Raw genomic sequence first — 14,504 nt, 5'->3', positions numbered from 1 at the left:
CCTTCTAGAAGTGTGGCGGCGTCTCAGGGAGTAGTTTCTCGGTTTCGCTGACCGGCATGAGCGCAATGCCACGCTCGGTGTCGGCTAACAGGAGGATATCGTCGCCCGGGGCGTAGCTGAACATGTCGCGCACCGCCTTGGGGATGACGATCTGGCCCTTCGTTCCGATCGTCAACGTCGCTGCAAACCTGCGATGTTCGCCTCTCGGTGACTGAGATTCGGGGTGCCCATTGTGATCTGACATGCCCTCGAGTCTACAAGCAGGGGCAGAACCTTCTTCGTACCTTCCTGATGAGTTCACTACCCGCACCTCCACGCCTGGAGTCATACAAGTAGGAAAAGTATAACTCGTAGCGCGGCTGCGGGCAATCGTGTCGGCCGACCTTTTAGAGGCGGGAGACCCCGCGGCGCTCATCAGCCCACTCGAAAAGCCGCTCCTGGAACTTCTGAATCAACGCGCCGACCAGGGTGCCCAGGATGACGCCGACGGCCATACCCAGCAGTGGGTTATCGCGGAACAGCGCGCCGCCGAGGTAGCCGATGAGGATGGTCTGAAACGCCCACAACGTGGCGCCCAGCGTGTCGTAGATGAAGAAGATCGGCCACGGGTACCGCACGGATCCGAGGATGATCGTGGCCACCCAGCGTGCCCATGGGAGGAAGCGGGCGACGATGATGGTCACGCCCGCCCGGCGGCGCATGTTGCGGCGCACCCAGGTGACGGACTGGCCGGCTTTGGACTCGGGGTCGAGCCGGTTGACGAAGGTGACAAGGCGCGTACCCATCAGGTAGCAGATATTGTCGCCAATGATGGCCCCGAGGAGGGAGAAGGCGATGAGGAGCCACACGTTGGGAACGCCCTGGGAACCGGCGAAGGCGCCTGCAAGGTTGAGGACGGTCTCCGAGGGGACGATAGGCGCCAGCGCGTCGAGCGTGATCAGCAGAGTGACCAGGGGGTAGAAAATGGGCATCGTCATGAGTTGTTCGAGCCACAGAACGATGGAATCTGCCACAGGTGCCTTCCTTCTTTAAGCCTTGTTAGAAACTCTATTGGAAGATTTGTTTTTGTGCGGCGTGCAACCACAAAGTCAGGCAGTGTTATGGTCAACAAATACATGCATGGTTTTGTGCAGTCGCTTATCGACGAACAAACGTGCTAGGTTTCCCGACAGGCGCATTAATATATGGTGTTGGCCGAAATGTGACTTTGTGCATACAGTTTTGCATACAGTAAGGCACTAAGGCTTACACCTAAGGAATTGAGGTACACGGATCGTGGCGGATGGAAGCGGATCAGGTAAGACCCTGGTCATCGTCGAGTCGCAGACGAAAGCGAAGAAAATCCAGAACTACTTGGGCGACGACTATATTGTCGAGGCCTCAGTGGGGCATATTCGTGACCTTCCTGGGCGCGCAGCGGACATCCCCGATAAGTACAAAAAGGAACCGTGGGCCAAGCTGGGCGTGAACCCAGAAAAAGACTTTGAACCGATCTATGTGGTCAGCCCAGACAAGAAGAAAAAGGTGTCTGACCTTCGGTCAAAGCTGAAGCAGGCGGACAAGCTGCTGCTGGCAACAGACCCGGACCGCGAGGGCGAAGCCATCGCTTGGCACCTTTTGGAAACGCTGAAGCCGAAAGTGCCCGTCGAGCGCATGGTGTTCAACGAGATCACCGAGTCCGCCATCAAGGAGGCCGCGGAGAACACCCGCGAGCTAGACACAGATCTTGTCGACGCCCAAGAAACCCGCCGCATCCTGGACCGCCTCTATGGCTACGAGGTCTCCCCAGTGCTGTGGAAGAAGGTCATGCCACGCCTGTCGGCGGGGCGCGTCCAGTCCGTTGCCACCCGCGTGATCGTCGAGCGCGAACGCGAGCGCATGGCGTTTATCTCCGCTGAGTATTGGGACCTGACCGCCACACTCAACCAGCTGGCCAAAGACGCTGCTGCTTCGGCAGATCATCAGCCCAACGAGTTCGACGCAAAGCTCACAGCCGTTGATGGCAAGCGCGTCGCCCAAGGTCGCGACTTCAACGATCGTGGCGAGCTGAAGACGAAGGACGTGTACGTCGTCGATAAGCAGGCGGCAGAAACGCTGGCTGAGGCCCTAGACAAGGCCGACATGAGCGTCGATTCGGTCGAGGAGAAGCCGTACACGCGCCGCCCCTACGCGCCGTTTATGACCTCGACGCTGCAGCAGGAGGCAGGCCGCAAGCTGCACTTTACGTCGGCGCGCACGATGCGTATTGCGCAGCGCCTGTACGAAAACGGCCACATTACTTATATGCGTACGGATTCCACGTCACTGTCGAAGCAGGGTTTGAGCGCTGCTCGACGAGCGGCCACGGAGCTGTACGGCGACAACTACGTTTCCTCGTCGCCACGCACCTATGATCGCAAGGTGAAAAACTCGCAGGAGGCGCACGAGGCGATCCGCCCGGCGGGCGAGCGTTTCTCAACCCCAGGCCAGCTGGCAGGTCAGCTCGATGCTGAGGAATTCAAGCTGTACGAACTGATCTGGCAGCGCACCGTGGCATCCCAAATGGCGGATGCGAAGGGCACCTCCATGAAGGTGACCGTGTCCGGCACGGCGACGACCGGCGAGGTCGCTGAATTTAGCGCGACCGGGCGCACGATCACCTTCCCAGGCTGGTTGCGTGCCTATTCGGACTCGCAGGATTCGAAGGAATCCCACCTGCCGCAGCTGGCGAAGGGGGACGCGCTGACCGCGCAGAAGATCACCGCGGACGGCCACTCCACCAACCCGCAGGCCCGCTACACCGAAGCCAGCTTGGTGAAGAAGATGGAGGACCTGGGCATTGGTCGCCCGTCGACGTACGCGTCGATCATCAAGACCATCCAGGACCGCGGCTACGTATTCGTTCGCGGCAACGCCCTGGTGCCTAGCTGGGTGGCGTTTTCTGTGGTCGGGCTGCTGGAGAATAACTTCGACACGCTGGTGGACTATGACTTCACCTCTTCGATGGAGGACGAACTCGACGAGATCGCGGCCGGCAACGAAGACCGCACCGATTGGCTCAACGGGTTCTACTTCGGCGATGCGGATGCCGACGATTCCACCGCCGAATCCGTCGCACGCCGTGGCGGGTTGAAGTCGCTGATCGAGTCCAACCTGGAATCCATCGACGCGCGCGCCGTGAACTCTCTAAAGCTTTTCGACGACTCCGAGGGCCGCGCCGTCAACGTACGCGTGGGCCGCTACGGGCCGTACCTGGAGCGCCAGATCGGTGTGGATGCTGAAGGTGAGCCCGAATACCAGCGCGCCAACCTGCCAGAATCGGCAACGCCGGACGAGGTCACCCTGGAAATGGCGGAGAAGCTATTCGCCACCCCGCAGTCTGGGCGCGAACTGGGCGAAAACCCAGACAACGGCCGAATGGTGGTGGCGCGCGAAGGGCGCTACGGCCCCTATGTCACCGAGGTTGTGCGTGACGACGAGCGCGAGAAGGCCGAAGCTGAGGCCGAGGAGATCGTCGCCCAGGAGCGCAAGGCCGAAGACGAGCAGCGCGCCGCCGATGGCATGAGGGCCAAGAACTGGGAGACCAAGACTGCTGCGAAGCAGAAGGAAAAGCGCATCACCGAGTATGTGGATGAGAAGCTGAAGCCAAAGACGGCCTCCCTGTTCAACTCGATGGAGTCTGCGACAGTCACCCTTGAGGAAGCCCTGAAGCTGCTCAGCCTGCCACGCGAAGTGGGCGAGGACCCAGCCGACGGCGAGATGATCACCGCCCAGAATGGACGCTACGGCCCGTACCTGAAGAAGGGCTCGGACTCGCGTTCTTTGGCTAGTGAGGAGCAGATCTTCGAGATCACTCTTGAGGAGGCGCGCCGCATTTATGCCGAACCGAAGCGTCGCGGCCGCGCTGCCGCGAAGCCACCACTGAAGATGCTGGGCGATAACGACGTCTCCGGCAAACCGATGAGCGTGAAGGACGGCCGCTTCGGCCCCTATGTTACCGATGGCGAGACCAACGCCTCGCTGCAGCGTGGCGACACCCCAGAGACCATGACCGACCAGCGCGCCAACGAGCTGCTATCTGCACGGCGCGCCCGGATGGCCGAAGACGGCGGGACGACCGCGAAGAAATCGCGTAAAAAGGCTACTAAGAAGAAGTCGACGAAAAAGACAGCGAAGAAGCCCCCTCAAACCACGAAACGCGTGGTGAAGGCGGGCACCAGGAGGAAGTAGGACACCATGCCAGCAGAACTCGGAACCGGTCAGTTTTTCCAACGCACAGCACAGGGGATGGAGGCGCTGAATCACTCGATCCGGAAGGCCCTGAGTCGCCCAGAGCGCATCGCGTTCCTCACCGTCGGTGAGATCGCCTGCTGGCTGCGTGTGCTGAACAAGGACACTGCGTCGCGAATTTTCGAGCCCGCCATCCTTCCGCTGTTGGCGGGTGAAGCGCTGCGCTCGTCGTTAAGCAAGGACCAAAAGACTGCCCTGACCGGCGCAACCCTCTCCGGTGGTGTTGCGGCTTATGAGCAGGTTCGCGTGCCGACGAAGTCCTCTGGCCTGGGTGTCGCCGCTGTCGTGGGGCAGCACGCTGGTTTCATCACGCGTCTTGCCGATAAGCGTGCTGCGGTGAGCGCGCGCGGTGCCGCGGTTGGCGGGGCGATTGTGGCTGCGGGTGTTGGCTTGGCTGCATGGAAGAACCGCGCTCTAGTGCCGGCCGTAGCACTTGGTGGGACTTCCGCCGTTGCTACCGCGGCACTTGCCGACGATGAACGTTTCCGCCGCCACACCACCGCCGAAGGTGGCATCAGCCACGGCGCGAACCTGATGCTGGCAGGCGAGGGGCTGCGCCTGGTGCGCAACACGGTGCTGAAGGATAAGAAGCACAACTTCTGGATCGGCATGCTCGAGGGTCTCACATTGGGTGCAACCAGTGTGGGTGCGATGCTGCTGGTCGACGGTGTAGCTGAGTAGGGGCCCGTAGCTCCCGCCTTCCCGGCTCTCTGCCTTTTCGCAAACCGATATAGTCCTCGGCCCATAGTGCGAGATACCAAAACGTTTTCAATAAGTTACTCGCACTATGGGCCGAGGACTATATCGGTTTGTCGTTGAGAGGGTGGGCGAGCGGTCATTTTCGGGGTTTATCTGAAAATATGTGCCCGTATCTAAAAAATTAGATACGGGCACATATTTCTGGATAAATGGTTTAGTGTGGGACGCATGGACCAAACGCTCAACCCCTATTCCCCGGGCGCGGGGCTGCGTCCACCTGCGCTTACGGGGCGCAAGCCAGAGCTTGACTTGATCGGTGCGATCATCACGCGCACCCAGCATGGCATGCACAATCGCGGCGTGATTTTGTCAGGTCTGCGCGGGGTGGGCAAGACAGTCCTGCTCAATGAGATGGCGTCGCGGGCAGAGGAAGCGGATTGGCTGATCGTCCAATTTGAAGCGAGCGCGGATACCGCTGGCAAAAGCCGTGTCAGGGCTAGGTTGGCGCGGGAGCTGGCATTGAGCGCACGAAAAGTGTCGCTGCGGAAAAAGTGGGCCCATATTCGAGAAGCACTGCCGGTCATTTCCTCTTTCGCCTTACACGTTGGAGGCGTTGATGTCGCCCTCGACGTCCCTGCTCAGAAGGGCTTATCGGACTCTGGCGATATTGGGATGGACCTGGAAGAACTTGTTTTGGGTGTTGCGAAATCCGCGCGCAAGGATGGAAAAGCGATCGCCTTCTTCATCGATGAGATGCAGGACCTGGACCCAGAGCTGATGGCCGCTATCATTACCGCCCAGCATCAAGCGGGCCAAAAGGGATTGCCATTCTACGTATTCGGGGCGGGCTTGCCGACGCTCCCTCAGAAGCTGGCCGAATCTCAATCATATGCAGAGCGGCTTTTTGAGTACCGCAAGATTGGTCCGCTATCAGACCAGGCAGCTGCCGCAGCGTTGGAAGAACCAGCGAGATTACAAAACGTTGAGTATCTCCCTGAGGCTATCGATGGGCTGATTAATACTGCACTGAATTACCCTTATTTCCTGCAGGAATACGGGAAAGCAATCTGGAATGTTGCGCCTGGATCGCCCTTTACTGGGAAAGATGCGGAGCTTGCCGTTGTCGAAGGTACAGAAGCGCTCGATGCAGGGTTCTTTCCCAGCAGGTGGGAACGTGCGACACCCGGTGAGAAACGCTTCCTTGTAGCAATGGCAAAACTGGGCGATGACCAGCTTACAACTCGTGAGATAGCCGACCACCTCGACGTAACCATGGGATCGCTGAGCAACAATCGGAAAATCTCATCGACAAGGGCCTAATTTTTGCCCCTGACCATGGCGTTGTCCAATTTACAGTTCCTGGAATGGCCGCGTTTATTCGGAGGATGGAGCACGAAGCTGCGGGAGAAGCGTCTGAGTAAACCGAGGAGCTGTTGAAGGGGCGTCGGCCTTCTATCCTGTTTTATCTAAAAATATGTGCCCGTATCTAAAAAATTAGATACGGGCACATATTTCTGGATAAATGGGCGAACACCTAGTAGCGGTCCGCCATCGTCGAGCGCACCGGGCGGGCCAGCTGAGTCATCTTGTGGCGGCCGCGCAGCTCGATGGACTTCATCAACGTCCAGCGGGCCTTTTCCACTTCGTTGGCTCCGCGCAGGGTGGCGGCATTGGTGAGCACGCGACCTGGGGTGTCCTTGGCCATGTCGGTGAGGCGGGCGGCGGAGTTCACGGCATCGCCGATCACGGTGTACTCGAAACGGTCGTGCCCGCCAATGTGGCCGGCGACCACGTGGCCGGCAGCCACGCCAATACCTGCCTGTAGTTCCAGTCCGCGCAGCTCAGTGCGCAGTTCGCGGGCGGCCTGCAGGGCGTGGGAGGTGGCGTCGTTCAAGTTGGCCGGGGCTCCGAACACCGCCAAGGCCGCGTCGCCCTGGAATTTATTGATCACGCCGCGGTTGCGGTGGACCACGTCGACGACGATCTCAAAGAATTCGTTCAACGCTTCAACGACCTGCTCGGGTGTGTGGTTCACGGCGAAGGTGGTGGACCCGATGACGTCGATAAACAGCACGGCGACCTTGCGGTCCTCACCGCCCAGTTCTGGCTTTTCTTCCAGCGCTCGCTGGGCTACTTCGGTGCCCACATAGCGGCCGAAAATATCGCGCACGCGCTGGCGTTCGCTTAAGCCGCGCATCATCTCGTTAAACCCGGCCTGCAGCACGCCAAGTTCAGAGCCATCGTAGATGTCCACCTGGGTGTCGTTGTCGCCGCGGCGCACACGGTTGATGGCGAGATGGAGCTCGTTGATCGGATCAACTACCGACGAAATCGCGAATGCCATGCCCACAAACCCCGTCAGGAGAGCTGCTACGGCCAGCGCCACGATCGCCGGCATGAGCTCGCCCGCATTCCCGGTGAAGTAGCCAGCGCGCTGCGCCCACAGCAGCAACACGATGCCAATCAGAGGCGCCGCGGATGTCATCATCCACGTCATATACAGCCGGTATTTGATCGGAGGCTCTAGGGTGGAATCCTCAAAACGGCGCGCCAGTGCGGTCACAGCCACCGGGCGTACGAGGCGCTCAGCCTGCAGGTAGGTCAAAAGTGCAACAACAAGGCAGGCCAGCGACGTCGAAAAGCCAACGACGAGTGCCAGTCGCCCACTGACACGGCCGCTGGCCACCACCGCAATGATGATGCCGACCACCCACACCACCACAACCACCACGGTCTGCCGGATGGGCACGCGCATCACCAGGTTGCGCACCATGTTGGGGTCGTGTTCGTCGGGATGCCTCTGCCAATCAAACACCGGCCGCAGCATAAACAAAGTAGCGAGGATGCCCACCAACACGGCGAGGACCACATAGACAATGCCGATCGTCGCTAAGCTCGATGCTTCCGACGCGAAGGTGAGCACTTCGGGCATGGGGATGAGGTAGCGCACGAACAACATAATCGCGATCGCGCCCACCAGGTTCGTGGCGAGGAGATTTGCAGCATACAACGGCCACGAGGTGCCCAATAGCCACTTCAGTCCTTGCCACAAACGGTTCATGGTGTATTACTCTATCGGTCATTTGCCCCGCGCGGTATGCAGTAGGGTAGTGGAGTGATCAATCGCAGTGTCTCGGCCCGACTCGCGGACAGCCCCAAGGTCCGCGACACAGTTCTGTCCGCCGCCGCTGCTGCTCGTGGCGCCTCCGGAATAGGCGCTGAAACGCATGTCGACCCGCGCGCCATGACCCACTCCTGGCTGTTTACCGGCCCACCCGGTGCAGGCCGTTCGACGGCCGCCGTCGCTTTCGCCGCCGCCCTCGTGTGCACCGACCCGCAAGAGATCGGGTGCGGGGTGTGCGACGGTTGCCGCGATGCCTTCGGTGGATCGCACACGGACATCGTGCACATCGTGCCCAAAGAGTTGTCCATTTCGAAAGACACAGTTGACGAGGTGGTTGCGCAAGCAGCACGCTTGCCGACGATCGCCCCGTGGCGGGTGATCATCATCGAGGATGCCGACCGCCTGACCCCCGAGGCCGCCGACGCCATGCTGAAGACCGTTGAGGAACCGCCAGCGTCCACCGTGATCATCATGTGCGCGCCCTCCACCGATCCGGAGGACTTCTCACAAACATTGCGCTCGCGGTGTAGGCACCTGTATATTCCGGCGCCGTCCGCTGGTGAGATCGTGCGCATTTTGACCCAAGAAGAAGGAGCTTCAGAATCTGACGCGAAACTCGCCGCCGCCACCTCCCTCCGGCATATCGGTCGCGCGCGGGCGTTGGTGAAAGACCCCTCGATCCAACAGCGGCGCGCGCAGGTGATCAACCTCGCCGAGCTTATCTTTCACGGTGATCAAGCGTTCCAAGCCGTCGGCAGTCTGCTCAAAGCCGTGAATAAAGAAGCTGTGGACTCCTATGCTGATGCCGACGCGCAAGAGCGCGAGAAACTTGAACAAGCCCTAGGCATGGGAGCGAAAGGCAAAGGGGCGACGAAGGCCCTGCGCGGGGCGGCCGGCACCGTGAAAGAGCTGGAGGATCGCCAGAAAGCTAGGAGTACTCGTCGTAAGCGCGACGTGCTGGACCTCGCCCTCGTGGACTTTGCCGGTGTCTACCGTGATGCGTTGATGGTGAAAACGGGCGCCAACGTGGGGCTGACCCACCCCGACTTTGAAGGGCTCGCGCGCGACATCGGGCAGCGCGTATCCATCGAAGGGCTGGTGGCGTGCCAGGATGCCATCGCGAAATGCCGCACACAGCTCAGCCAATCAGTCATCCCGACCATTGCTTTTAACGGCATGATCGGTGCGATCAGGCAGGCCTGCCGCGTGAAGTGACCAGCCGTTTTCCGGTTTCGGTGACGGTAGGTTAAGCTGATTGGCGCACGATTTGCGCAGCCGAGGTTGCGCGTAGTGCAGGCCGCCTTAGCTCAGTCGGTAGAGCGTTTCACTCGTAATGAAAAGGTCGCGAGTTCGATTCTCGCAGGCGGCTCCACCAAACCCCCAGGTTAAACAGTGTTTAGCCTGGGGTTTCTCGTCTTGCGCCCCGCTGCCGGCCAAACTGCTGAAGCTGAACTGTTGGAACTGGGCGCTTTTGGGTGCCTGGAACCGTTTTGGGCCCCTGTTCCAACATTCTAGGTCCAGTAGTTTGCGGTAGGGGCCGGTGATCGGAACCCTACGCGCCGGGCACAGACTCCGGTAGGAAGCGGGGCACGACCTTGCCCACGGCGTTGCGGGGCAGTTCGTCGACGAAGTTGACGTCGCGGGGGACGGAGTGGCTGGCCAGGTTGTCGAAGACATACTGGCGAACCTTGTCGCTGGTTAAGGTACGGCCGGCGTCGTCGTCGGAACGCACGATCCAGACGGCGATGCGGGCAAAGGTCTCTTCGTCGTCCACGCCCCCTGCATAAAGGTCGGCGACGCCCGGCATGGATTCCAACACGTCGGACACGGAGGCGGGGTAGACGTTTTCGCCGCCGACGATGATCATGTCGTCGGCTCGTCCGACCACGTGGAGGCGGCCGTCGGCGTCGAAGTAGCCCAAGTCGCCCATCTCGATCAGGTTGTCGATTTTCACCATTCGGGTGTTCGGGTTGGAGTAGCCGATCAGGGAGGTGGAGTTGTTCAGGAAGATGCGGCCGACCTTGCCCTGGGGGACTTCTTGGTCGTTGTCGTCGTAAAGCTTCAGGATTGTGCCGGAGGACACGTGGCCGGCGACGGTGGGGTCGGCGGCGACCTCGGCCCCGGAAGCGGCGGCGGCCAAGGTGAGCTCGGTGGAGCCGTAGATATTGCACAGGATCGGGCCGAAGCGGTCGATGACGCGCTTGACGATCTCCGGGGTCAACGCGTGGCCAGCAGAGGCGATGAATTTCAGGCGGGAGGTGTCATATTTCTGGTTATCCTCCAGCTCAAGCAGCTGCTTGAAGAAAATGGGGGAGGAGACGTGGGCGTCGCACTTGAAGCCCTCGAGCTGCTCGAACACGCGCACCGGATCGTAGTTGCGCATGGTCACCACGGTGTTGCGCGCGCCGAAGGCGATATTGGTGGCCGACCAGCCCCAGGTGTGGAACATGGACGCGCTCATCTGCACCGTCATGCCGGCCTTCCACGGAATCTTCTCCAGCAGGCCCGCCAGAACCAGTGGCAGTTTCGGCTCTGGGCGCAGGATGCCCTTGGGGATCCCGGTGGTGCCGGAGCTCATCAAGACGATATAGCCATGCTTTGGCATGGCAGGAAGCTTGGTGTCGGTATCGCAGTGCGCGATGAGTTCGGCCAGCGATGGGTAATCAGCATGACGCTTTTCGACGTGCGCGTAGGCCACTGTCAGGCCCGGATAGTCGTGCGGGATGACGTGGGAAAATTCGTCGTCGACGATGAGCACATTGATCGTGTTTTCTTCGATAATGCCCAAAATCTGTTCGGGTGAAGATCCCACGTTCAGCAGGTAAAGGTGTGCGCCGGCGTAGCCCTTGGCCGTCATGGGCAGCAGAATGCCGCGGCCGTTGCGGGCCATCACGCCGATGTGCAGTTCGTCGAAACCCTCGCGCTTCTTCACGTCGAGGAACCACTTCGCCAGGGCTTGGGCTTGGTCACGCATCTGAGCGTAGGTGAGCACGCCATCGTCGTCGATAAGCGCGTTGCGGTGTGGCGTTTGGGCTGCACCCTGCTCGATCTCCCGCGCGGTGGTGAACCAGTAGCGGGCTAGCGTCGCTGGCAGAGTTGCGGCGCCTGCAGGTCCGCCTTCCGTGCCGACGATGCCGGAACGGATGACCGCGGGGATAAATTTGGCCAGCGCCTGCGCGTTAAAGGCGATCTTTCCTAGAAGTGGCAGTGGTGACATGGGCATCCTTAAGGGGCTGTAACAAATCTGTTTACGTTGGGATATATCGAGAGAGGGGGCGCAAACGTTGCACGTTGCTATTATTTCGCCCACAATACCGATAGGCATTGCGTAGACAATGACTGGGGATAGAGTTACACAAGTTGCTTGAGTTGTCGATGTGAAACGTTTGCGACGTGGGCACTTCGTGCTTAAGGTGTTCAGGGAATCGCAACGTGATAAAACCCTCAGAATTTTAAAGAAAGCTGAAAGAAAGCAGGCTGCATGCTGATCCACGCCACCCGCCGAAAGGTCACCGCGCTCGTGGCCTCCGTCGCCGCCACGATGCTCGCTGCCATCACGATGGTGGCCGGCCCCGCCGTTCCTAACGCCCAAGCGCAAAACGGGAATATGGTCATCTTCGGTGACTCGTGGGTTGCCGACCCGCCGCTGGAGCAGTGGGCTGCCGGCAAGCTTGGCCTCGACGCCCGCGGTTCCTCGAATGTGACCACCTGGTGCCCAACCTCCAACAATAACTTCGGCAAGGTTGCCGCGCGCCAGCTCGGCCTGGCTGCCCACGACTACTCGTGCACCGGCACCGTCACCATTTCCCAGGGGCCACAGCTGTCTTCCCAGGTCAACCGTGCGATCAATAACAGGGGCCTGAACCACGACACCCGCCGCGTGCTCATCTCGGTCGGTTTCAACGACACCTATAACAACGAAGGTCGCCCACACGCGGACATCCGCCGCGACTTCGTCAACTACATGCGCCCGCAGGTCGACCGCATCCGCGCCCACGCACCAAACGCGCGCATCCAGTTCGTCGGCTACCCGCAGATTTCCGACGGCCGCGGCAACGTCTGCCTCTTCCACGTCGGACCCAACATGCACGACGTCACCCCGCTGGCGAAGATCACCGAGTGGGAAAACCTTGGGCAGTGGATGCTTGTCGACGCAGCACATGCCACCGGTACCCAGTTCGTCGACCTGAAGCCTGCTACCCGCAACAATCACATGTGCGCGCCAGATCACATGCGGATGTGGCCAGGACTCGTCGACTTCTACGCGGGTGCCGGCAACATGCCGTTCCACTTCACCCAGCGTGGTCACGATTATGTCGGCGGGATCGTGGCGCGTTCGTAGCCCAAAGCCCACCACGGTGCTGATTCATAGTCGTACACTGAAAGTATGACTACTCAGAACCAGCGCACCCTTTCCACCCGCACCAAAAACGTCATCACCGTCGACGGCCTAGAATTTAAGGACCTCGACGGTGACGGCCAGCTCACCCCCTACGAGGACTGGCGCCTCAGCGCCCGTGAGCGTGCCGAGGACCTCGTCGCGCGCATGACCGACGAGGAAAAGGCGGGCCTGATGATCATCGGCTCGCATTATCCCGGCAACTCCGCCTTCCTGCCCAACGCCGAGGAAGGAAAAGTGCTTCACGACGAAGACTTTTGGGCAGACAAACACCCGATGACCGGCCTGGAATACCCAGAGCCGATGCTGCTGGGCCCGGCGACGGACACGTCCATCAATGAACGCCACCAGCGCTTCTTCATCTATCGTGACAACCTTCCTGCCCGTGACCTCGCCGTGTGGACCAACGCGGTCCAAGAGATCGCGGAAAGCTCCCGTCTGGGCATCCCGGCGGTATTTGCAGCCAACCCGTTGAATATCTTCTCTGTGGTCCCTGCGTTTGGCGATAAGGACACGTCCGGGGTGTTCTCTGGGTGGCCGTCCGAACTTGGTCTGGCCGGCTTGAGGGACGCAGACCGCGTCGAAAAGCTTGCTGCCGGTGCCGCCGCCGAGTGGCGTGCCGGGGGCATCCACAAGGTCTACGGCTACATGGCCGATGTGGCCTCTGAGCCACGGTGGGCGCGCTTCGTCAACACCTTCGGTGAGGACCCGCAGGTGGTCGCCGATTATGTCACCGCCACCGTCCGCGGCCTGCAGCAGGTGCGTGAGACTGAGCACGGCCGCGCCATCGACGGCGTGGCATGCACGGTGAAGCATTTCCCTGGTGGCGGCGTGCGCGAGGATGGCCACGACCCGCACTTTGCCTGGGGCAAGTTCAATAACTATCCCACCGAGGATGCGCTGTACACCTACCACATGCCACCATTCCAGGCGGCGATCGAAGCGGGCGCCTCGTCGATCATGCCCTACTACGCGTTGCCGGTGAATGAGTCCGCTGACCAGCTGCCGCGCCAGTTCTGGCAGTCGGAGGACACCCAGTTCGAGGAAGTTGCCTTCGCGTTCAACAAGACCATGATCACCGACATCCTGCGTGGACAGCTCGGCCATGCCGGCTACGTCAACTCTGACTCAGGCGTTCTGGACGCGATGCCGTGGGGCGTGGAGGACAAGACCCAGCCCGAGCGCATCGCGGCCGCCGTGAACGCGGGCGTGGACATCTTCTCCGACGTCTCCGACCCGTCCGCCGTGCGCGAAGCGATCGCTGCTGGCCTCAACGTCGACGAGTCCGTCACGCGCCTGCTGGTAGAGATCTTTGAGCTTGGGCTTTTCGACGATCCCTTCGTCGACGAGGACGCAGCCGCGGAGGTGATCGGCAACCAAGCCGTCGCCGATGCCGGCCACAGCGCCCAGCGCGATTCCGTCACCTTGCTGCGCGGTAACGCAGAGCTTCTGCCGCTGAACCCTGAGACCACCCAGAAGATTTACACCTGGGTGACTGCGCGCACCAAGCCCGAGCTCGCCGATGAGCGCTTCGCCGCCGCTGTTTGTGAGGCGTTTCCGCAGGCGACCTTCGTCGATAAGCCCGAGGATGCCGATCTGGCCATCGTGTGGGCCCGGCCTGAAATCGCGCTGTTTACCGACGACAAAGAAGACCAGCCGCTCTCCATCGATCCGCGCGACAACCAGATCGACATGGACCGCGTGATCGAGATTCAGCGAACCGTGCCCACGATGACGCTGCTCAACATCACTAACCCATGGCTGCTGGGTGAGATCGAACCGAACGCGGCAGCGCTCGTCGCCACGTTCGATTCCTCACCCAAGGCGATCCTCGAAGCATTGTGTGGGGTCGACGGCGGCCCGAAGGGTGAACTCGCGTTCTCCTTCCCACGCGATGTTGCCGCCTTCGCCGATTCGCCGCGCGACGTGCCTGGCAAGTTCCTTGGCGAGGACTATGCTTACGTCGACCGCGACGGAAACGTCTACCAGTACGGGTACGGTCAGCGCCTGTAG

At 60.7% G+C, this 14,504-nt stretch carries 10 protein-coding genes and 1 tRNA gene; 7 read left to right on the top strand and 4 right to left on the bottom strand.

Features of this window, described 5'->3' with window-relative positions; genetic code table 11:
- Positions 1-4 precede the first annotated feature (4 nt).
- Positions 5-244 carry an AbrB/MazE/SpoVT family DNA-binding domain-containing protein gene (locus ACHFGA_RS10455; RefSeq protein WP_394282319.1) on the bottom strand — a complete coding sequence of 80 codons (240 nt, stop codon included), beginning with the start codon at positions 242-244 and terminating at the stop codon, positions 5-7.
- A 142-nt stretch (positions 245-386) separates the two neighbouring features.
- Positions 387-1,013, bottom strand: coding sequence for a DedA family protein (locus tag ACHFGA_RS10450; RefSeq protein WP_394282318.1), 627 nt, complete (start codon positions 1,011-1,013; stop codon positions 387-389).
- Between the two features lie 262 nt (positions 1,014-1,275).
- On the opposite strand from ACHFGA_RS10450, the gene topA reads away from it, so the two are divergent.
- The 3 genes from topA (at position 1,276) to ACHFGA_RS10435 (ending at position 6,288) form a co-directional block, all read left to right on the top strand.
- Complete coding sequence (gene topA, locus ACHFGA_RS10445) at positions 1,276-4,209, top strand: type I DNA topoisomerase (RefSeq protein ID WP_394282317.1); 2,934 nt, start codon at positions 1,276-1,278, stop codon at positions 4,207-4,209.
- Positions 4,210-4,215: 6 nt separating this feature from the next.
- Entirely contained in the window at positions 4,216-4,950 is a 735-nt protein-coding gene (locus ACHFGA_RS10440) for a hypothetical protein (RefSeq protein WP_394282316.1), read from the top strand.
- A gap of 246 nt (positions 4,951-5,196) precedes the next feature.
- Entirely contained in the window at positions 5,197-6,288 is a 1,092-nt protein-coding gene (locus ACHFGA_RS10435; protein WP_394282315.1) for an ATP-binding protein, read from the top strand.
- Positions 6,289-6,502: 214 nt separating this feature from the next.
- Here ACHFGA_RS10435 and ACHFGA_RS10430 read toward each other — a convergent pair whose 3' ends face one another.
- Entirely contained in the window at positions 6,503-8,029 is a 1,527-nt protein-coding gene (locus ACHFGA_RS10430; protein ID WP_394282314.1) for an adenylate/guanylate cyclase domain-containing protein, read from the bottom strand.
- 54 nt (positions 8,030-8,083) lie between these two features.
- On the opposite strand from ACHFGA_RS10430, the gene ACHFGA_RS10425 reads away from it, so the two are divergent.
- Together ACHFGA_RS10425 and ACHFGA_RS10420 are read left to right on the top strand one after the other, a co-directional pair.
- Positions 8,084-9,307, top strand: coding sequence for a DNA polymerase III subunit delta' (locus tag ACHFGA_RS10425; RefSeq protein ID WP_394282313.1), 1,224 nt, complete (start codon positions 8,084-8,086; stop codon positions 9,305-9,307).
- An 81-nt stretch (positions 9,308-9,388) separates the two neighbouring features.
- A tRNA-Thr gene (locus tag ACHFGA_RS10420) sits at positions 9,389-9,464 on the top strand.
- Between the two features lie 180 nt (positions 9,465-9,644).
- Here the strand turns inward: ACHFGA_RS10420 and ACHFGA_RS10415 are convergent.
- Positions 9,645-11,309 (bottom strand): AMP-binding protein, encoded by a 1,665-nt coding sequence (locus tag ACHFGA_RS10415; protein ID WP_394282312.1) that lies wholly within the window; start codon positions 11,307-11,309, stop codon positions 9,645-9,647.
- A gap of 264 nt (positions 11,310-11,573) precedes the next feature.
- Between ACHFGA_RS10415 and ACHFGA_RS10410 the strand changes: the two genes are divergently transcribed.
- Complete coding sequence (locus ACHFGA_RS10410) at positions 11,574-12,434, top strand: GDSL-type esterase/lipase family protein (protein ID WP_394282311.1); 861 nt, start codon at positions 11,574-11,576, stop codon at positions 12,432-12,434.
- A 45-nt stretch (positions 12,435-12,479) separates the two neighbouring features.
- A complete protein-coding gene (locus ACHFGA_RS10405) occupies positions 12,480-14,504 on the top strand; it encodes a glycoside hydrolase family 3 protein (RefSeq protein WP_394282310.1) in 2,025 nt (674 codons plus the stop codon).

The sequence above is a fragment of the Corynebacterium sp. genome, assembly GCF_043426755.1.
Lineage (GTDB): Bacteria > Actinomycetota > Actinomycetes > Mycobacteriales > Mycobacteriaceae > Corynebacterium.
The sequence above is the reverse complement of the archived record's forward strand: the minus strand, read 5'-3'. Positions and strand labels throughout refer to the sequence as shown.